The 21,862-nt window shown below is 25.2% G+C and carries 19 protein-coding genes and 1 tRNA gene; 5 read left to right on the top strand and 15 right to left on the bottom strand.

The window, feature by feature from the left end; all coding sequences use genetic code 11:
- Positions 1 to 597: 597 nt before the first annotated feature.
- The gene (locus tag APCICONF2801_RS00400) at positions 598 to 969 is read left to right on the top strand and encodes a HesB/IscA family protein (RefSeq protein ID WP_172800837.1); all 372 of its coding nucleotides are present in this window, start codon (positions 598 to 600) and stop codon (positions 967 to 969) included.
- Positions 970 to 987: 18 nt separating this feature from the next.
- Here APCICONF2801_RS00400 and tyrS read toward each other — a convergent pair whose 3' ends face one another.
- Both tyrS and nth read right to left on the bottom strand, forming a co-directional pair.
- Positions 988 to 2,274: a tyrosine--tRNA ligase gene (gene tyrS, locus APCICONF2801_RS00395; RefSeq protein ID WP_075431727.1), complete on the bottom strand. Its 1,287-nt coding sequence runs from the start codon at positions 2,272 to 2,274 to the stop codon at positions 988 to 990.
- A gap of 92 nt (positions 2,275 to 2,366) precedes the next feature.
- Positions 2,367 to 3,011: an endonuclease III gene (nth, locus tag APCICONF2801_RS00390; RefSeq protein WP_075431725.1), complete on the bottom strand. Its 645-nt coding sequence runs from the start codon at positions 3,009 to 3,011 to the stop codon at positions 2,367 to 2,369.
- 143 nt (positions 3,012 to 3,154) lie between these two features.
- Here nth and APCICONF2801_RS00385 point away from each other — a divergent pair.
- Positions 3,155 to 3,228 (top strand) — tRNA-Ser (locus APCICONF2801_RS00385).
- A gap of 50 nt (positions 3,229 to 3,278) precedes the next feature.
- A complete protein-coding gene (tilS, locus tag APCICONF2801_RS00380) occupies positions 3,279 to 4,589 on the top strand; it encodes a tRNA lysidine(34) synthetase TilS (protein WP_075431724.1) in 1,311 nt (436 codons plus the stop codon).
- A gap of 4 nt (positions 4,590 to 4,593) precedes the next feature.
- On the opposite strand, the gene metG is transcribed toward tilS, so the two are convergent.
- The 11 genes from metG to smrB form a co-directional block, all read right to left on the bottom strand.
- Entirely contained in the window at positions 4,594 to 6,240 is a 1,647-nt protein-coding gene (metG, locus tag APCICONF2801_RS00375) for a methionine--tRNA ligase (RefSeq protein ID WP_075431722.1), read from the bottom strand.
- A 101-nt stretch (positions 6,241 to 6,341) separates the two neighbouring features.
- Entirely contained in the window at positions 6,342 to 7,751 is a 1,410-nt protein-coding gene (gene gndA / locus APCICONF2801_RS00370) for an NADP-dependent phosphogluconate dehydrogenase (RefSeq protein ID WP_075431721.1), read from the bottom strand.
- Positions 7,752 to 7,906: 155 nt separating this feature from the next.
- The gene (gene hisIE / locus APCICONF2801_RS00365) at positions 7,907 to 8,521 is read right to left on the bottom strand and encodes a bifunctional phosphoribosyl-AMP cyclohydrolase/phosphoribosyl-ATP diphosphatase HisIE (protein ID WP_075431719.1); all 615 of its coding nucleotides are present in this window, start codon (positions 8,519 to 8,521) and stop codon (positions 7,907 to 7,909) included.
- Positions 8,500 to 9,291 carry an imidazole glycerol phosphate synthase subunit HisF gene (gene hisF, locus APCICONF2801_RS00360; protein WP_075431718.1) on the bottom strand — a complete coding sequence of 264 codons (792 nt, stop codon included), beginning with the start codon at positions 9,289 to 9,291 and terminating at the stop codon, positions 8,500 to 8,502. Before hisF ends, hisIE begins: the two co-directional genes overlap by 22 nt.
- Complete coding sequence (locus APCICONF2801_RS00355) at positions 9,273 to 10,010, bottom strand: 1-(5-phosphoribosyl)-5-[(5-phosphoribosylamino)methylideneamino] imidazole-4-carboxamide isomerase (protein ID WP_075431716.1); 738 nt, start codon at positions 10,008 to 10,010, stop codon at positions 9,273 to 9,275. Before APCICONF2801_RS00355 ends, hisF begins: the two co-directional genes overlap by 19 nt.
- Positions 10,011 to 10,014: 4 nt before the next feature.
- Positions 10,015 to 10,605 (bottom strand): imidazole glycerol phosphate synthase subunit HisH, encoded by a 591-nt coding sequence (gene hisH, locus APCICONF2801_RS00350; RefSeq protein ID WP_075431714.1) that lies wholly within the window; start codon positions 10,603 to 10,605, stop codon positions 10,015 to 10,017.
- Positions 10,605 to 11,669 (bottom strand): bifunctional histidinol-phosphatase/imidazoleglycerol-phosphate dehydratase HisB, encoded by a 1,065-nt coding sequence (gene hisB / locus APCICONF2801_RS00345; RefSeq protein ID WP_075431713.1) that lies wholly within the window; start codon positions 11,667 to 11,669, stop codon positions 10,605 to 10,607. Before hisB ends, hisH begins: the two co-directional genes overlap by 1 nt.
- A 1-nt stretch (position 11,670) precedes the next feature.
- Complete coding sequence (gene hisC / locus APCICONF2801_RS00340; protein ID WP_075431711.1) at positions 11,671 to 12,738, bottom strand: histidinol-phosphate transaminase; 1,068 nt, start codon at positions 12,736 to 12,738, stop codon at positions 11,671 to 11,673.
- Between the two features lie 21 nt (positions 12,739 to 12,759).
- Positions 12,760 to 14,067 carry a histidinol dehydrogenase gene (gene hisD, locus APCICONF2801_RS00335; RefSeq protein WP_075431709.1) on the bottom strand — a complete coding sequence of 436 codons (1,308 nt, stop codon included), beginning with the start codon at positions 14,065 to 14,067 and terminating at the stop codon, positions 12,760 to 12,762.
- A gap of 8 nt (positions 14,068 to 14,075) precedes the next feature.
- Entirely contained in the window at positions 14,076 to 14,981 is a 906-nt protein-coding gene (gene hisG / locus APCICONF2801_RS00330; RefSeq protein ID WP_075431707.1) for an ATP phosphoribosyltransferase, read from the bottom strand.
- Between the two features lie 234 nt (positions 14,982 to 15,215).
- The gene (gene smrB, locus APCICONF2801_RS00325; protein WP_075431705.1) at positions 15,216 to 15,752 is read right to left on the bottom strand and encodes an endonuclease SmrB; all 537 of its coding nucleotides are present in this window, start codon (positions 15,750 to 15,752) and stop codon (positions 15,216 to 15,218) included.
- A gap of 294 nt (positions 15,753 to 16,046) precedes the next feature.
- Here smrB and aroC point away from each other — a divergent pair, with 294 nt between their 5' ends.
- Positions 16,047 to 17,126 (top strand): chorismate synthase, encoded by a 1,080-nt coding sequence (aroC, locus tag APCICONF2801_RS00320; RefSeq protein ID WP_075431704.1) that lies wholly within the window; start codon positions 16,047 to 16,049, stop codon positions 17,124 to 17,126.
- Between the two features lie 462 nt (positions 17,127 to 17,588).
- Entirely contained in the window at positions 17,589 to 18,488 is a 900-nt protein-coding gene (gene dapA, locus APCICONF2801_RS00315) for a 4-hydroxy-tetrahydrodipicolinate synthase (protein ID WP_075431702.1), read from the top strand.
- 118 nt (positions 18,489 to 18,606) lie between these two features.
- Here dapA and dapE read toward each other — a convergent pair whose 3' ends face one another.
- Both dapE and tkt read right to left on the bottom strand, forming a co-directional pair.
- On the bottom strand, positions 18,607 to 19,743 hold the full coding sequence (gene dapE, locus APCICONF2801_RS00310; RefSeq protein ID WP_075431700.1) for a succinyl-diaminopimelate desuccinylase: 1,137 nt from the start codon (positions 19,741 to 19,743) through the stop codon (positions 18,607 to 18,609).
- Between the two features lie 99 nt (positions 19,744 to 19,842).
- Positions 19,843 to 21,843, bottom strand: a complete 2,001-nt coding sequence (gene tkt, locus APCICONF2801_RS00305; RefSeq protein ID WP_075431698.1) for a transketolase — start codon at positions 21,841 to 21,843, stop codon at positions 19,843 to 19,845.
- Positions 21,844 to 21,862: the final 19 nt, after the last annotated feature.

Raw genomic sequence — 21,862 nt, 5'->3', positions numbered from 1 at the left:
TAAATCTTATAATGAAAAATATATTAATATAAAAAAAACCACCTAATTAGGACATCATTATAAATATTGATAATTAGAAAATAAATCTCAAAAGATTTTAAAAAAAATAATTAAATTATTCAATCTATCATACCGTTTAATAAATCTATTGGGCAATAAAAATAAAAAATTTCTTTAAAAAATCTAGAAAAAATTTTCAAAAAAAAATATTAAAAAAAATCAAAAAAATAAAAAGTAATAAAATAAGATTATTCAAATATTAGTCATATAAAAATCTTTTACTTTATTTATTAAATATGTAACTTATCTAATTCATTAATTTTAAAAAAAAAATCGAACTAATTGTAATATTTATAAATTAATTGTTGTCTTAGACAATATACATAATAATTTTTAATTAATAAAATAAAAAAAAAATAATGAATGTTCTTAATTCATTATCAAAAAATAAAAATTTTAATATTAATGATTAAATAAAAAATATCAAATAATAGAATATATTGCTTATCTTTTATTAAAAAAACGCATAAAATATATATCAAATTTTAAAAAAAAATACTTGAATTATAAAATTCAATAAAAAATATGGAAATATTTATGTCACAAAAAAACTATAAAATTAAGCTTGAAAAAAAAAAATGGAAAGGAATACAAATCACAACAGCAGCAGAAAAACAAATGTTAAAATTAGTTCAAAAAGATCAAAAGTGCACGGGGATTAAAATAAACATAAAAAAATCAGGATGTGCTGGACTAAAATATATTTTAAATTTAGTGTACATACAAAAAGATTCAGATTTTATTTTTTATAATAATCAAATCAGAATATTTATTCCTAAGAAAAAAATAAACATAATAGAAGAAACAATAATAGATTTTTCAAAAAATGGTTTAAATTATCATTTTACTTTTTACAATAAAAAAAATAAATATCATTGTGGTTGTGGAGAAAGTTTCAATATTAAATAATATTGAAACTTATAGAAATCAAAATTTCCAATAAATTAAAACAAAATTCTTTTTTCCTTTACGTATTAACGTATATTTTCCAAATAAATAATCACTTTTTTGAAATAAATAATCTTTTGTTTTCCTTAATATATCATTAACATATACACCACCAGAAAAAATTATTCTTTTTGCCTGACTTAAAGAAGAAGATAATTTAGATTGCACTAAAATATTTGGTAAACTAATGATACTCTGACAAATAATAAATGGTATTCCATCTTTTAATAATTGAGAAAAATCATCTTCTTGCAAACTATTTATTTCTTCTTGACCAAATAAAAATGCAGAAATTCTTTTAACCGCAAGAAGATTTTTTTTTCCATGAACAAAACGAGTCAATGTATCCGCTAGCAATAATTTTTTATCTAAAATATTTTCTATAAAATTTTTTTTATCATCTAAAGTATTAATTTGATCATTTTTTAAAAAAGTCAACATTTTTAATCCATGATATACTTTATCATCCGGAATATTTATCCAAAATTGATAAAATTTATATGGACTAGTTTTCTTAGGATCTAACCAAATAGTATCAGTTTCTGTTTTTCCAAATTTTTCTCCATTAGTTTTAGTAAATAATGGAACAGTTAAACCATATACTTGTTTATGAAATAATTTTTTTATTAAATGTATACCTGACGTAATATTCCCCCATTGATCTGACCCACCCACTTGTAATCTCACACCATATTTCTTAAATAAATAGTAAAAATCATAAGCCTGTAATAAGCTATACGAAAATTCGGTAAATGAAATACCATTTTTGACATTTAACAATCTATTCTTTACCGATTCTTTATGAATCATGTTATTGATTGAAAAATATTTTCCAACATTTTTTAAAAAATCCAAAATCGAAATATTTTTAAACCATGTATAATTATCAAAAAACAATACGCTATTTTTAGCATTATGATTATGCCGAAACAAATATAACAGTTGTTTCTTTATTTTTTTTTGATTGTAACTTATTAAATCAATAGAATAAAGTTTACGTTCATATAGCTTAAAACTAGGGTCTCCTACCATACTAGTAGCTCTACCTACTAAAATATACGGAAAAAAACCAAGATTTTGAAAAAATTTGAGACAAATAATCGGTAATAAATGACCGATATGTAAGCTATCTGCGGTTGGATCAAAACCACAATATAAGGAAATTTTTTTATTCAGAACATAATTATATAAACTCATATAATCTGAAATTTGAAAAATCAATTTTCTTTTTTTTAAAATAGATAAAATATGATTTTTATCATCCATTAACGATAACCTTTTGCTAGTTTTAAAAAATATTTAATATAAATAAATATCAAGAAAAATATTTTTTTTAATTTCCCTTAAAAAATATTTAACTATTTCTCATGAGAAAATCTTTTTTTAAAATATTTACACCATATTTTTATAATGCAAATATTACATTGAGGATTTTTAGCTTTACAAATATAACGACCGTGTAATACAAACCAATTATGAAATCGTAAAATAAATTTCTTAGGTACATATCTCATTAATTTTTTTTCAATAATACTTGTAGATTTACCAATAGCAAAACCTGTTCGATTACACACACGAAAAACATGTCTATCTACAGCAATATATCGTTTACCAAAAATAGTATTTAAAATAATATTTGCTGTTTTTTGACCTACTCCCGGTAAACATAACAACTTTTTTTTTGTAGATGGTATATTCCCTTTATATTTTATTTGTAATATTTTAGACAATTCAATAATAAATAATGTTTTTTTATTATGAAAACCAATAGATTTAATAAAGTAATTTAACTTTTGAGATCCTATCATTAAAATCTGAGCCGGAGTAGAAGCTAATTGAAATAATTTTTTTGTAACTAAATTAACTTGTCTATCAGTAGTTTGTGCTGATAATATTACAGCAATAAGTAATTCAAAATGATTTCTATAATATAATTCAGTTTTAGGATAATAACAATTTCTTTCAAATTCAGTTAAAATCAAATGTCGAATAATATTATTCATATTTATTAAGTCTATTATTAAATTTAATATTTATAAAAAAGATCATAGATTTTAAAATACTAAAAAAAAAATAATTTTCTCGTAATAAAAAATTAAATTTTCCTTGATAAAAAATCTATTTATAATTAATATATCTTTAAGATACGTTCGTAGCTCAATTGGTTAGAGCTTTATTATGACATAATAAAGGTTAGCGGTTCAAGTCCGCTCGAACGTATTAATTCTCATTCATTAATCTTAAAAATATAAAATAATTAGAGATATCAATTGATAAAAAATTTATTTTTAAAATACCCAAAAAATAATCTTTTTCTACTAGCTTTAAGCGGAGGAATTGATTCAATAGTTTTATTATTTCAAATGCTTAAATGGAAAAAAAAACATAAAAAAATCAAAGTTCGTGCAATACATATTAATCACCATTTAAATAAAAATTCCGAAAGAGCTCAAGAATATTGTTTTTGGATATGTAAAAAATATAAAGTTCCTCTCATCATAACAGATATTCCAAAACAAATAAAATATATCCATGGAATAGAGCAAGACACTAGAAATAAAAGATACCAAATATTTAAAAAATTTTTATTAAAAAATGAAGTTTTACTTACCGCTCACCACCTGAACGATCAATGCGAAAATATTTTTTTAGCTTTTAAAAGAAAGAGAGGTATATCCAGTCTTGCTGGAATAAAATATTCAAATAAAATAAATGGTATACATATTATACGGCCTTTATTAAATTATGACAAAAAAAAAATTACTCATTGGGCTAAAAAAAAGAATTTAAAATGGATTGAAGACAAATCAAATTTAAATATAAAATATGATCGAAATTTTATTAGACATCTCATATTACCGAAAATATATAAACGTTGGCCTTATTTTTTAAAAAATTGTGTTAATAGCATTGATATACTTTCGGAAGAACGAGAGGTTCTAAATATTTTCCTAAAAAAAAAATTGTCTAAAAATATATTTATAGATGGTAGATTATCTTTATTAAATTTTAAAAATATGTTAAAAAGCCTAAAATTTTTAATATTAAAATTATGGATATTTAATCAAAGTAAAATATTTCCTAATGCCAATCTATTAAATCGCATAAATAATGAATTAATAAAATTTAAAAATAAAAAAATAAAAAAAATAATTTTTCATGAATATGAATTCTATGAATATAATTTGTCTCTATATTGTGTTCTATCTTCCAAAAAAATCAAAAAAAACATTTTTATTTGGAAGAATATTTTTTTTCCCATTAAATTACCAAATAATTTAGGTTTTTTGATAGGAGTAAAAGATAAAAATTTTGGCATGAAAATACCCAAACCAAAAAATAAAGAAATAGTAACTATTCAATTTCAAGTGACTGAAAACATTGAAAGCAATAACAAAAAAAATAAAAAAAAAATAAAAAACATGTGGCAAAAAAATAAAATTCCACCTTGGTATAGAAATAAAATTCCATTAATTTTTTATAATCATCATCTAATATGTGCTCTCGGAGTTTTCAACTTTACTAAAAAAAAAGAAAAAACAAAAAAAAACATTAGAATTTTATGGTTTGAACCTCTTTAATCTATCATGAATTAAGAGTTTTTAAAAAATTTGTAATCTCTTCAGGTTGAATTCTTGAATATAAACTATAAAAATCATTGATTTTATGATTTAATAATGGTTTTTGAATATCATCCCAAGATAAAGAAATATTTAAAAAAATTTCAGCTTTCTTCGTAATTTTTGGAATAATGGGTTTTAAAGCAATCATTAGAATTCTAAAAAAATTAATTCCCATAGAACAAATATTATGCACATGATTTCTAGATTGAAAATTTTGAATTAATAACCAAGGTTTTTCTTCACTAATATATTGGTTAGCGATATCAGATAAATATATTATTTTTTTAATAATTTTTTGAAAATTTCTATTTTCAAAAAAATATTCTATTTCCTTTATAGCATCATAATACAATTGATATAATTTTGGCGCAACAATCACTTTAGATAATTTATTAGAAAAATATTTCTTTAAAAAACTAGCATTCCGAGATGCAAGATTTACAATATTATTCACAATATCAGAATTAATTTTAAATAAATAATCATTTAAATTCATTTCAATATCATCTATAGAGTCAGATAACTTTGAAGCAAAATAATAACGTAAAGAATCTGAATCAAAATATTTTAACCAATGATCAGCCGAAATCATCATGCCTTTAGATTTAGATAATTTACTTCCATTAATTGTTAGATAACCATGAGCAAATATTTTAGTAGGTTTACGATATCCAATACCTTCTAAAATAGCTGGCCAAAATAAACTATGAAAATAAATAATATCTTTACCTATAAAATGATACAATAAAATATTGGAGTCTTTTTTCCAAAACTTATCTACAGAAAAATTTGAACTAATTAAGCTTAATTCTTGAATGCAACTAATATATCCTATAGGCGCATCCCACCAAACATAAAAATATTTTTTTATAACACCTGGAATTTTAAAACCAAAATACGGTTTGTCACGTGATATATTCCAATTTTTCAAACCTGTTATTAACCATTCTTTAACTTTATTTACTACAGGAACTTGTAAAGAACCAGAATGTATCCAATTCTTTAAAAAATTTGAGAATTTTGATAATTCTAAAAAAAAATGCATAGATTTTTTGATAACTGGCTGGGAATTAGATAATATAGATTGGGGTTGTATTAATTCCACACCATTATATGTAGCACCGCAAGAATCACAATGATCACCAAATTGATCACGAATCAAACAAACAGGACATGCTCCTTTAACTAAACGATCTGATAAAAACATTTGTAAAGATGTATCATATAATTGAGGTATTATTTTTTTAGAAATTAATTTTTTTTCTTTTAAAGTTTGATATATATGACAACATAGCTTTTTATTTTGTTTACTATCTGTAGTGGAATAATAATCATGTGAAATAGAAAACTGAGATAAAACTTTTTGATGTTGTTTTTTCATTACAAGAATTAATTCATTAGGATGAATATTTAACTTTTTGGCATGTAAAAAAATTGCTGTTCCATGCGCGTCATCCGCACAAATAAATGTTACCTGACGATTTCTTAAGCGATGATAACGAACCCAAATATCTGCTTGTACTTGCTCTAAAATATGCCCTAAATGTAATTTTCCATTAGCATACGGAAATGCACATGTCACTAAAATATTTTTGATAGTATTGTTCATAAAAACCTAATAATAAAAGAAAAGTATTAAAATTATTTAATTAATGCAAGGCAGAGACGCTATCAAAACCGCATCTCTACCCAAATATATAAAAAAAAGAATTAGTGTGCCCAATCTAAATGAAAAGATCCAATTTTATCCACTCTTTTATAAGTATGAGACCCAAAATAATCTCTTTGTGCTTGAATTAAATTAGCTGAAGAATTTATAGCACGATATGAATCATAATATGATAAAGCTGCAGAAAAAACTGGAACCGCAATTCCATTTTTCATGGCAACTGTAACAATACGACGCAAAGAATTTTGATATTCATTAATAACATCTTGAAAAAGAGGTGTAATTAATAAATTAATTAACTCATTATTTTCAGAAAAAGAACTCATAATATCATTTAAAAAATTAGCACGAATGATGCAACCAGCTCGAAAAATTTTTGCAATATTCGAAAAATTTAAATTCCATAAATATTTTTGCGAAGCTTCTTTCATTTGATTAAATCCTTGCGCATAAGAAATAATCTTTCCTAAAAATAATGCCTTTCTTATATCCTCGATAAAATCTTTTCTGTTTTTAGAATCAATGATTTTACACTTAGGTCCTTTTAAAATAGTTGCCGCAATAAAACGTTGTGAACGTAAAGAAGATAAATATCTTACAAAAACAGACTCTGTAATGACAGAAAGTGGAATATGTAATTCTAATGCGCTTTGAGCTGTCCACATGCCCGTTCCTTTATGTGACGCTTCATCTAAAATGAAATCTAATTCATATTTTCCTTGAGAATTTTTTTTTCTTAAAATTTGACTCGTAATTTCAATTAAATAACTAGATAACTCACCCGTATTCCATATACAAAAAGTATCAGACATTTCTTTATTATTCATACCTAATAATATTTTTAATAAAAAATAAGATTCAGCGATTAATTCCATGTCACTATATTCAATACCATTATGTACCATTTTTACATAATGACCGGCTCCATTAGGCCCAATATATTGCACGCAAGCTTCATTATTATATTTTGCAGAAATATTTTTAAAGACATCTGAAATCCTTTTATATGCTTTTTTAGTTCCTCCTGGCATAATAGCCGGACCATTTAAAGCACCTTCTTCTCCACCTGAAATCCCCGTGCCTAGAAAAAGAATCTTTTTTTCTTTTAATAAATTACAACGTGAAATAGTATCTTTAAAAAAAGAATTTCCGCCATCAATGATTAAATCATCATCTTCTAAATAAGGTAATAACAAGGAAATCAAGTCATCAACAGGCGCTCCAGCTTTAATCATTAATATAACGCACCGAGGTTTTTTTAATGAGCAAATAAATTCCTTTAATGAAAAAATAGGAAAAATTCCTGAAATAGGATTTTGAACTAAAATTTTAGTTGTAGAACTAATAGATCGATTAAAAACCGAAACCTTATATCCATGATTAGCGATATTATGAGCTAAATTTTTTCCCATTACACCCATACCAATAACACCCAGATCATTTTTTAACATAAAAAATCCTTATTTATTGAATATAATATATAATTTACCAACTAAATAAAACTAAAATCCAACATCACCATCAATTTATAAAAATATATTGATTAAAAGTATATTTTATATTAAAATAATTTTTTATATCAAAAAATAAAAAAAATAAAAGAAAATCAATGTTTCATGCGATTTTTTAAATTTTTAATAATATTATTAAAAGATAAATTTCGCTCACGTAAAAGCACTAAAATATGAAAAATTAAATCAGAAATTTCATTAATCAAATTAATTGAATTATTTTCTAATGCAGCTATAACAGTTTCAATAGCTTCTTCTCCAACTTTCTGCGCTATTCTAGCTATTCCAGAAGAATATAATTTCTTTGTATAAGAAAAACCTAAACTATCATTTTTTCTACTTTCAATAAGATTATCTAATTGATATAAAAATAAATAACTAAATGAATGATTCTTAAAACAACTCCCGCGATCTAAATGACAAGTATTTCCAACAGGTTTAACTTGCACTAAAAGTGCATCTTCGTCACAATCCAAAATTATAGATATTACGTGTAAAAAATTTTTAGATAGTTCGCCTTTAGTCCAAAGTCTTTTTTTAGTTCTAGAAAAAAAAGTTAATAATTTCTTCTCAATAGTATTTGATAATGCTATTTGATTCATATATCCATGCATAAGTATTTCACCAGACAAATAATGTTGCACTATAACAGGAACCATATTATTAATTTTCTTCCAATTCAATTTGTCTATATTTTTGTCAACAAACATTTCCGAATTTCCACTCCATGATGCATTAAAAAGTCTTTTAAAATATTAATAGATATAATTTTATTATGAAAAACTGAAGCAGCCAAAGCTCCATCTACATTCGCTTTTTGAAAAACAAATAAAAAGTCCCGTACATCTCCAGCTCCACCAGATGCAATCAATGGAACCTTACATATTTTTCTTACTTTTGATAATTGAGAAATATCATAACCTTTTTGCATTCCATCAGTATTCATTGTATTTAAAACTATTTCTCCAGCCCCTAATAACTGAATTTTTTTAATCCAATCAAAAGTATCCCAACATGTTTGAAAAATTTTTTTTGAATCTCCAGTATACTGAAAAACCTCATATTTTTTTTTTCTTTTATTAAACCAAGAATCTACACCTACAACAACACATTGTGAACCAAAACGATCAGCTAAACGACTAATTAAAAAAGGATCTAAAAGAGCGGGAGAGTTTATAGAAATTTTATCAGCACCTAATCTCAAAATTTTTGCTGCTTCTTCTATTGTATTTATACCACCAGCTACAGAGAAAGGTATATTAATCACTTCAGCTATACGTGAAATCCAATCTTTATTTACAATACGATTTTGAGAAGAAGCGGTAATATCATATAATACTAACTCATCAATACCTTCATTCGAGTAAAATTTTGCTAATTGAACAATATCTCCAATAATTATGTGTTTTTTAAATTGAATTCCTTTAACCACATAACCATCTTTAATATCTAAACAAGCTATTATACGCTTCGCCAACATTTTATTGCCTCCGGCAAAGTGAATCTCTTTTCTAAAAAAGCTTTACCAATAATAATATTTTTTATTCCTGTTTTTTTTAATTTTTTAATATCATTAATATGGCTGATTCCACCTGAAGCTTGAAAAGATATTTTGGGAAAAATACGTGCTAAATTCCGATATAATTTAAAATTTGGACCAAAAAAAGTGCCGTCTCGTGAAATATCAGTACATAAAACATGTTTTAAGCCATATGGTAAAAAAAAATTAATTAATTCTTCTAAAGTAATATTTGTAATATTTTTCCAACCATTAATAGCTACTTGATTTTGATTATTTTTATTGATTTTGATATCAATAGCCAATATGATTTGCTCACAATCAAAATATTTTAACCATTTTTTTAATTTCTCTGCTTCTGTAACCGCTATCGTCCCCAATACAACTTTAGAAACTCCATTCGACAATAAATATTGTATATCTTTTTTTGATCGTATTCCTCCTCCGACTTGAAAAATTGTTTTACAATTTTCCGGAAAAATATCTTTAATATCTTTTTTTCTATTTAAGGGATCTTTACAACCACCTAAATCTACTAAATGAATTTGTTCTGCTCCTTCATCAACATATTGTTTTATTTTATCAACAATCCGATCTTTATATAACGTTTGTAAATGATAATTGCCCTGATATAACCTTACCACAGTATTTTTTATATAATCTAATGACGGAATAATCATATTTTTAAATCTCTAAAAAATTTTTTAATAATTGTAAACCATTAATCCCTGATTTTTCTGGATGAAATTGAACTCCAAAAAAGTTATTTTTTTTTATGGCAGCGCTAAAAAATGATCCATGTTTTGTTAGTGCGATTGTATATTTAGTAGGATAGATACAATAACTATGTAAAAAATAAAATCTTGTACCAGAATCAATACCATCAAATAAAATATTATATTTATGAAAATAAACATTATTCCAACCAATATGTGGTAATGAATACTTCTGACTATGTAATCTTACCGTTAAATCCGGTATAATATTTAACATTTTACATCTATTATTTTCTAAACTTATATTCGAAAAAAGTTGCATTCCTAAGCAAATTCCTAAAACAGGTTGCTTTAATTGACAAATCGTCTCTATTAAATTTTTTTTACGTAACATCATCATAACTGATGTTGAAGATCCTACTCCAGGTAAAAATATTTTTTTAGCAGTTAAAATATCCTTGCGATTATCACTAATTAAAACTTGATAACCTAACCGTTGAATCGCTATTTTTACAGAAAATAAATTTGCGCAACCTGTATTTATAATAACAATTGACATTATAATAAACCTTTTGATGTCGGTAATATTTTATCTTGAATATGTATAGCTTGCCTTAAAGCACGACCAAAAGATTTAAATATACCTTCGGCACAATGATGATCATTTTCTCCTGTAGCATAAATATGTAACGATGCTTGCATTGATTGTGATAAAGAATCAAAAAAATGTTTAATCATACAAGAACTTAAGTCTCCTATAAATTTGTTTTTAAACTTTACTTTAAAAATAAAACAAGAACGCCCTGAAAAATCTAAAAAACAAGAAGATAAACTTTCATCCATAGGCAATGTAAAACCATACCGTGCTATTCCAAATTTATTACCTAATGCCTTTTTTAAAGCTAAACCTAATGCAATTCCAATATCTTCAATCGTGTGATGATCATCAATTTTTAAATCACCTTGCGCATGAATATATAAAGATATACCGCTATGTACCCTTACTTGATCCAACATATGATTTAAAAAATCTATACCAGTATTGATATAATTTTTTATTGATTGATCTAAATTAATTTTAATAAAAACTTTTGTTTCATTTGTAGTTCTTGAAAAAACTGCAGAACGATATACTTTAGTTAATATATCTGTAATCTTTTTCCAAGATAATTCTTTAGAATGATACAAAAAACCACGAATCCCCATATTTTTTGCTAACTGTAGATCAGTTTTTCTATCTCCTATAACACAACTATATTTTTTATCCATTATATTATTATATAACCAATGTTTAACTAGTTCTACCTTTGGCTTTCGACAATTACAATTATCATGTATATAATGTGGACAAATTAAAATACTTTCAAAAAAAATACCTTGTGACGCAAATACTTGTAACATAAAATTCTGTACTACACTAAAATTTTTTATTAAAAAATTAGGACTTCCTAAACCATCTTGATTAGTAATTAATATTAAATGATAACCAAAACGAATTAATTTTAATAAAGAAACTATTACATAAGGTTCAAAAAATAACTTATTTAAACTATCAATCTGATAATCTTTAGGTTCTCTTATTAAAGTTCCATCGCGATCAATAAAAATAAATTTTTTTATCATGCTAATTATTTTTTTCCTCAAACACAGATAACAAATCAATAAATTGATGACATTCACCTTCTGTGCCTATTGATACTCTTAAACAATTCTTTAAATTTAATTTATGTGATTGACTTCTCACAATAACACTATTTTCTTCTAAATATTTAAATATCTTATTAGCTGAAAAAAATTTAATTAGTAAAAAATTAGCATCACTCAAAAATATTTTTTTTACAAATGAAAAATTAAGCAGCTTTTTAAAACACCATAACTTATACTTTAAAATCATGAAAACATTTTTTTTCATTAAATTAATATTACGTATACTTAATGCTTCACTGGCTATCTCAGAAACTGGAAGCGGAATAGGATATGGAGCAATAACTTTTTTTAGATAATTGATTATTTTGACATTAGATAATAAAAAACCACATCTTAATCCTGCTAATCCAAAAGATTTTGATAATGTTCGTAAAATAATAAGATTAGGAAATTTATAAATTTTTTTTACCATACTTGCTGTTATAGAAAATTCAATATATGCTTCATCAATTACAAAAAGAACATTTTTATTCAATATATCTAGTATAGTATAGATATCATCTTGATTAATTAAATTACCTGTCGGATTATTAGGATTACATAAATAAATTATTTTTATATTAGATAAATTCCGTTGAAGTTCCAAAAGATTTAATTGAAAATTAGCGCAACTATTAATTTTTACAATATCTACTCCTAAAATCTTTGCACTTACTTCATACATATCATACGTCGGAGGAAAAATCATTATTTTATCAGTTTTCGGAATACAAAAAGTTCGAATAAGTAATTCAATACCTTCATCTGAACCTCTTGTAACTAAAATATTTTTCTTATTAATCTCAACATATTCTGAATATTTTTTTAATAATATTTTTGGTTGAGGCTCAGGATATCGATTTAAATTTTTCTCCAATCTACCAACAATATTATTAAAAAATGGTGATTCATTAGCGTTCAACCATATATGACCATGCGACTTAATACATCTAGCGGATTGATATGGTATTAAATTACGTATATGATCAGGTGCTAATTTTTTCATATCATCCTTTTATATTTTTTATTAAGTAGTTTTCAATAATTTAGTTCTAACTAAAATAGAATGATTATGTGCATCTAAACCTTCTATTTTTGATAAAACCGCAATACTATTAGCTAAATTTTTTAAAGCATTTTTAGAAACTTCTTGTATCGTAATAAATTTTTGAAAATCTAAAACACTTAATCCTGAATACGTTTTAGCATATCCATATGTTGGTAATACATGATTTGTACCTGTAATATAATCGCCTACCGATTCTGGTGTCCATGACCCAATAAAAACAGATCCAGCATTTTTTATCCAAGCTAAATATTTTCTTGCATCTTGAATATGTAGTATCAAATGTTCTGGAGCATATTGATTCGAAATGTCAAAAGATGTTTTTAGAGAAGGAGTAATAATAATTTTACTATTTTTCCAAGCATGTAAGATGTATTCTAATCTAGATAAATGTTTTATATGTTTTTTTAAATAAAAATATACGTGATAAGCTATGTTTAAACAAGGCGTTAACAAAATTACTTGAGCATTATAATCATGCTCGGCTTGAGCTAATAAATCAGCCGCAATAAATTCAGGATTTGAAAATGTATCAGCGATAATTAAAACTTCAGAAGGTCCAGCAGGCATATCAATAGATAAACCAGAGACCATATCACATAATTTAATTTTAGCTGCAGTAACAAAAGCATTACCAGGACCAAAAATTTTATCTACTTTTGAAATAGTTTTAGTTCCAAAAGCTAAAGCTGCAATTGCTTGCGCCCCGCCTAACTGTAAAATTCTTTTAATATTACATATTTTAGCTGCATATAACATCTCATTAGTAATTGGTGGCGGCGAACATAAAGTAATATTAGGACACCCTGCTAAATTAGCGGGAATAGATAACATTAAGGCGGTCGATATCAGAGGTGTAATGCCTCCAGGAACATATAACCCTACTGACTGAATCGGAGTTACAATACGTTGACATCGAATTCCTAAAGATATGTTGACATCTATATTTTTAAATTTTTGAAAACTATGAAATTTTGTAATATTATTAAAGGAAGTTAATATAGCTTCTTTAAAATTATCTTTAACTAAAAAAGACGCTTGCTGTAATTTTTTTTCAGAAATAAAAAAATCATTTAGTTTTATTTTATCAAATTCTAAAGTATATTTTTTTAATGCAGCATCTCCATTCTTTTTAACATTGTTAATAATCTTCAAAACTTTTTTTTTAATATCATTTTTTTTATTTAATAACGGCCGTAACAATATTTTATTCCGTTGTTCGGAATTCATATTATTCCAGTCAAAAATATTTTTACTTAACTTACACATAATTATTTTTATTCCATCATTTTTTCAATTGGCAAAACTAATATAGAACTAGCTCCTAATTTTTTTAATCCTTCCATGGTTTCCCAAAAAACAGTTTCACTACTTACCATATGTAATACGACTTTACTTTTATCTCCTACTAATTCTAATACTGTCGGTCGCTCTATACCTTTTAATAAACCCATTACTTGCACTAATTTTTCTCGAGGAGCATGCAACATAATATATTTAGATTCCCGAGCTTTAATTACTCCTTGGATACGTGTTAATAACTGATCAATTAATTGATATTTAAATGAAGAAATATCATTCATTTTTTGAGATACTAAACAAGCGCTAGATTGATAAATTACTTCAACTTCTTTTAATCCATTAGCTTCTAAAGTTGCTCCTGTAGAAACTAAATCACAAATAGCATTTGCTAATCCAGCATTGGACGCTACTTCTACTGAACCATTTAATACAAAAGGTTTAAAAACAATATTTTTTTTATCAAAATATTTTTTTAATAAATAAGGATATGATGTAGCAATTTGTGCATTTTTTAAACAAAAAATATCTAAGTATTTCATTTCCATAGGTACAGCTAAAGATAATCTGCAAAAACCAAAATCTAAACGCTGTAAAATTTTATATGATTTTGAAACCGTACCTAAAAATTTTCTTGATAATTTTTCTTCTTCTAAAACATTAGCACCTACAATTCCTAATTCTACTACTCCATCCATAATTAATCCAGGTATATCATCATCTCTTACTAACATAATATCAATTGGCATATTTTCAGCGAAAGCTATTAAACTAGACTTTTGTAAATTAATTTTTATACCACATTGTTTCAATAAATTTTTCGAATCCAAACTTAAGCGACCTGACTTTTGTATTGCTAAACGTAAACGATTTTTATTTAACATGAATAAAATCCTTAATAGAGGTAAAGATATTATATTATTTTTTTATAAAACAAAAAAATTTTTTATTTTTAATTATAATTTTTTAATTAAATAAAATATTTACCTAATCTAAGTGAAAAAAAATCATAAATTCTATTATTTACATCAACAATAATTTTTATAAAAATATTATATTTAAAAAAATTATTAATATTATAATATACTCTATAAATTATCTAAACATCGGATAATTTATTATATTTTCTTTTTTAAAAAAATAAAAATAGCAGCATCAGACCCAAATGTTTTCGGAGCTTGATGAAATGCTATTACATCAGGATGTCTTATTAACCAAAAAGGAATTTGATTTTTTAATATTTTTTTTCCATATCCATGAATGATGCTCGCGCAAATAATATTTTCTTGAAAACATATTGTTATAAGTTTTCCTAATTCTTTTTCTGCTTGGTATAAATTCACACCATGTAAATCTAAAATAATTTCTGGTATATATTCACCTTTTTTTAATTTCTTAATATCAATATTACAATTTAATGTACGTATAAAAAAAACAGGGTCTTCACAAATAAAAAAAGGCTTATCAAAAGAAAAATTTTTAAAATAAAAACAATGAGCATTCTGTTCTATAACATTTCTTGTATACCACCGTAATTTTTTTCTATTATAAATTGGTCTATGATAAACTCTATCTTGTTTAATTTTTTTAACGCCTTGCATTTGATAAAGAAAAAAATCTTTTTCTTGATCAGAAATTTTATTTTTTTTTTTCATAAATAAATCTACCATAATAATTATTAATAAAAAATAATAAATATATATTTTTAAAAAAATAAATTATATATTTATTTCAGTTTAAAATTTATATCAAAAAATAAAAAAATAATTTCTAAAAAAATTTTTATTAATAAAAATCTATACTAAAAAAAACTAAAATAAAAAAATAAATATTTTTTTTAAAAAAATATAGAATTATTAATTTATTTTCATGCGCGAAAACATTATAATAAGTATATCAGCAGAAAAATAAAAGAATAAAAAAATCGATTGTACTATAAAGAGGTGAATATGGCAGGAAATACCATTGGAAAAATATTTCGCGTAACAACATGTGGTGAATCACATGGATCAATGTTAGCAGGAATCATTGACGGTATGCCACCAAAATTTCCATTATCTGAAACTGATTTACAATATGATTTAAATCGAAGAAAACCTGGTTTTTCAAAATACACAACGAAAAGACGTGAAAATGATAAAGTTAATATTTTTTCAGGTGTTTTTAATGGATATACTACAGGTACTAGTATAGGTATTACTATTCTCAATACTGATATACGCTCACAAGATTATTCAAATATTCAAAATATATATCGACCAAATCATGCTGATTATACATATGAAAAAAAATATCACATTAGAGATTATCGCGGAGGAGGTCGGGCTTCTGCACGAGAAACAGCTATCAGAGTAGCGGCCGGAGCTATTGCAAAAAAATATTTAAATTATATGTACGGAATTAAAATCAGAGGATATCTACTACAATTAGGTGATATTTATTGCCCTTTTCATTCTTGGGAAGAAGTTGAAAAAAATCCTTTCTTTTGTAGTAATCCAGAAAAAATTGCTCAATTAAAAAACAAAATAATAAAACTCAAAAAACAAGGAAATTCCATAGGCGCAAAAATTGTTGTAATAGCACAAAATATACCTCTTGGACTAGGAGAACCAGTATTTGATCGATTAGATGCAGATATCGCCCATGCAATCATGAGTATTAATGCCTCTAAATCAGTAGAAATTGGAGACGGAATCAATGTTACGCAACAATCTGGAAGTGTTCATAGAGACGAAATATCTCAAAAAGGTTTTTCTAGTAATCATTCAGGGGGAATTCTAGGAGGTATTAGCAACGGAAATGAAATAATCGTAACAGCAGCCTTTAAACCTACTTCTAGTATAAAAATTCCCGGAAAAACTATCACAAAACAAGGTAAAGAGACAACAATAGTCACTACAGGAAGACATGATCCTTGCGTCGGGATTAGAGCTATACCAATTGCTGAAGCAATGTTAGCTATTGTTTTAATGGATCACACATTAAGAAATCGTGCTCAATGCAGTCAATTAATACATATTCAAAGATAAAAATTTATTAATAAAAATTATTTCTCTTAAAAATTTATTTTTTTATAATAAAAATTCTTATTTTAACAAAATAATTAAATAAATATTCAAATATTTTTTAATAACTAAACAAACTAAAATAATGAATAAAAAAAAATAATTCTGAAACGACTGATATATTCTTAACATGCATCATAAAAAAAATATTTCTAATATTATTATTAATTTAAATAAATTTCAAAAATTAATAATCTACCTACCTAAAAATATTAATTCTCACTAAAAAAAACATTATTATATAGTTACAAACTATATAATAAAAAAAATATTAAAAAAAAAATTTATATTTTCTATAATATAGAACAATGTATTAAATCAGTATATTTTTTGTAAAATATATTATTTATATATCTTATATACATCTTATATAAATAAAAAAAAACTGTAATTTATAAAAATATTAAGTAGATAAGGAATAAAAAAATGTTTAAAGGAAGTATGGTAGCATTAATTACTCCTATGGATAAAAAAGGAAAAATTTGCAAAAAAAGCCTAAAAAATTTAATTGATTATCATATCAAAAATAATACTTCCGCCATTATTGCAGTAGGAACAACAGGAGAATCAGCAACTTTAAATAAAGAAGAACATATAGATGTAATTATGACAACTTTAGAACTAGCAGATGGAAAAATTCCAATCATTGCCGGAACAGGTTCTAATTCTACCGCAGAAAGTATATTACTAAATAAAAAATTTGAAAAATCCGGAATTTCTGGATGTTTAAATGTTACTCCGTATTATAATCGTCCTACACAAGAAGGACTATATCTCCATTTTCAAGCTATTTCAGAATCTACCGAATTACCACAAATATTATATAATGTACCAAATCGAACAGGATGCGATTTATTACCTAAAACTACTGCGCGATTATCAAAACTAAAAAATATAATTGGAATAAAAGATGCAACAGGAGATTTATCAAGAATCAGTCAATTAAAAAAATTAATAAAAAAAGATTTTCTTTTAATTAGTGGGGATGATAAAACAGCCCTAGATTTTATGAAATTAGGTGGTGATGGTATTATTTCTGTTACCGCTAATATTGCAGCAAAACAAATGACTAAAATATTTAATTTTGCTCTACAAGGAGATTTTTTCAATGCATATTTAGAAGAAAAAAAAATTTTTCTTCTCAATAATCTTCTTTTTCGAGAACCTAATCCGATTCCAATAAAATGGGCTGCTAAGTATCTTGGGTTAATAACCACAGACACAGTTAGATTACCATTAACACCATTATTACATGCAAACAAAAATATTCTTCAAAAAGAAATTGATAAAATAGGATTAAGAAAGAAATTAAAAAATAATTTTTAAAACAAATCCCGCTTATGCAATGATGAAAATGATCTTTTATCATTGCATAAAGATGATAGATAGTAATTTTTACTATAAAACAATCATTATTGTAAAAAAAATTTAAATAAAAAAATATTTAATTTGAAAATATTTTACAGAGAATACGTTCATATATTTTTTGTAATAAATATAAATGTTTTATATTAATACATTCATTTATTTTATGAATAGTAAGATTTTCCAATCCAAATTCTATAATTTCTTTTGCTATATTATGTATAAAACGACCATCAGAGGTACCACCAGATGTACTAATTTTTGGTGTAATTTTATTATAAAAAAATATACTTTCCGAAATAATTTTACTTAAAAAATTTATCTTGGAAAAATACGGTTGAGCATGTATAGTCCATTGTATGGAATAATGTAATAAATGTTTTTTTAATAAATTTATAATGATATTTTGAATATTTTGATCTGTCAAAATATTATTAAAACGAATATTAAATGCTATTTTTATAAAACCTGGTATCATATTACTAGAATATTGACGGCATATTTGTATCTTAGAAATTTGTATTTGCGAAGGTAAAAAAAAAATATCTCCTTCGTCTAATAATAAAGTCGATAATTCAGATAAAAAAGGAAGAGATTTATGAATAGGATTCACAGCTAAATGAGGATATGCAATATGACCTTGTATACCATAAATAATTAATTTAGCGCTCATAGAACCGCGCCGACCATTTTTAATGCAATCACCTACAATATTTTCACTAGTAGGTTCTCCAATTATACAATAATCTATTAATTCATTTCGATTTTTTAAAATTGAAACTACTTTTTTAGTTCCATATTTACCGGATGATTCTTCATCCGAGGTTATTAAAAAAGATATGCGTCCGAAATATTTTTTTTTTTTCATTAAAAAATTTTCTACGGCGACCACCATAGCCGCCAATGCACCTTTCATATCCGCAGACCCTCGACCAAATAAAAAACCATTTTTTATAGTTGCACAAAATGGCGGAAAAAACCACTGATCTTTCAAACCAGTCGGAACTACATCAGTATGTCCAGCGAAACATAATGTTTTTCCTCCGGTACCTTTCCAAGCCCAAAGATTTCTAGTATTTTTAAAGTTGATTTGTTCGACCGTAAAACCGCAGCGCTGAAACCTATGAATTAAAATATCCTGACAACCTAAATCATCTGGACTAACCGATGGAATATTAATTAATTCTTGTGCAAGCTTTAAAGTTGAACCATACATGATACGTTACGCCCTTTTTATACTTAATTTATTAATGTTTAAAAAAATCATTGTATCGAATTTTTATTGTATAAAAAATTACTTAATAAAATTAATTTTTTATCTTTTAAATAAATTTTTTTTTATACTTAAAAATATTTTTTCTTCTGTTAAACCAAAAAAATCAAACAAATCATGACTAGATCCAGATTCACCAAATGTATCGATACCAAACCTCAAACTATTTAAACCCCCTACATATTTATACCAAAAATTAGTTAATCCCGCCTCAATAGAAACTCTTTTTGTAATATTTTGAGGTAATATGGATTCTTGATATGCAAAAGATTGACTATCAAAAAAATCAGTCGACACCATAGATATAACACGAACACCATAACTTTCTTCATATAATCGTTTTGCCACATTAATAGCTAATTGTACCTCCGAACCTGTAGAAATAATAATCAGATCAATCTTTTTACCAAATTCTCTAATAATATAGCCGCCTTTATATATATTTTTGATTTGTTCTGTCGTACGAGAAAATTGAGGAAGATTTTGTCGTGATAAAATTAATGCTGTAGGTCCTGATTTTCTTTTTAAAGCAACATGCCAAGATATTGCTGTTTCAAGAGCATCACAAGGTCTCCAAACACTTAAATTCGGAGTTTGTCTTAAACTAGTAATATGTTCGATAGGTTGATGTGTTGGACCATCTTCTCCTACACCAATAGAATCATGTGTATAAACAAAAATATGATGTGTTTTCATTAATGCAGCCATACGCACAGCATTTCGCGCATAATCAACAAAAACTAAAAAAGTAGCTGAATAAGGAATAAAAAGACCAAAATGAAAAATACCATTAGCAATAGATGTCATTCCAAATTCACGAACACCATAATGTATATAATTACCAGAAAAATTATTTTTAATAGATTTTGAACCAGACCACATTGTTAAATTACTTGGCGCTAAATCTGCAGATCCACCTAATAATTCCGGAACAATATTTCCTAAAAGTTCAATAGTATTTTTTGATGCTTGTCTAGTAGAAATATGATTTAAAGGTGTTTTCAAAGAATTTAAAAATTTTTTCATTTCTGAATCCAAGCAAGAAGGTAAAATCCCTTTCAAACGACGTAAATATTCTTTTGCTAAATCAGGATATATAATAGAATATTTTTTAAAAATTTTATTCCAATTTTCTTCATCTTTTTTACCTTTAAACTTAGCGCTCCAAGCATTATATACTTTTTGAGGAATAAAAAAAGAAGGATATTTCCAATTCAATTTTTTTCGTGTTAATAATATTTCTTCTTCACCTAAAGGAGCCCCATGTACACTTGCTGTACCTTCTTTATTTGGAGAACCAAAACCGATAGTAGTATTACATATAATCATTGAAGGCTGTAAAATATTTTTCTTAGATTTTTTGATTGCTTTTGAAATTTCTTCTGTATTGTGTCCATCTATTTCAATAACGTGCCAATTATATGATTTAAAACGTTTAATAGTATCATCAGTAAACCAATTAGATACATTACCATCAATTGAAATTCCGTTTTTATCATAGAAAATAATTAATTTTCCTAGCTCTAATGTACCTGCTAAAGAACAGGCTTCATGAGAAATTCCTTCCATCAAGCAGCCGTCTCCTACAAAAACCCATGTATAATTATCAACAATAGAAAAATTTTTTTTATTAAAATATACAGATAATATTTTTTCCGCAATAGCCATACCGACTCCGGAAGCTAAACCTTGTCCTAATGGACCGGTAGTTATTTCTACACCTGGTGTACAATGTATTTCAGGATGTCCAGGAGTTTTCGAATGGCACTGTCTAAATTTTTTAATATCATCTATGGTTACGTTATAACCTGATAAATGTAATAAACTATACAACAACATTGATGCATGCCCATTAGACAATATAAAACGATCACGATTTGACCAGGAAGGATTTTCTGGATTATGTTTTAAAAAATCACGCCAAAGAACCTCTGCAATATCCGCCATACCCATTGGGGCTCCGGGATGACCAGATTTTGCTTTTTGAATTGCATCAATACTTAGCATTCGTATTGCATTAGATAATTGTTTACGACATAACATATATAATCCCTTAAAGGTA

It is taken from the genome of Buchnera aphidicola (Cinara confinis) (assembly GCF_900128735.1).
In the GTDB taxonomy this organism is placed as follows: domain Bacteria; phylum Pseudomonadota; class Gammaproteobacteria; order Enterobacterales; family Enterobacteriaceae; genus Buchnera_F; species Buchnera_F aphidicola_L.
This window is presented reverse-complemented; position numbering and strand designations above follow the sequence as displayed.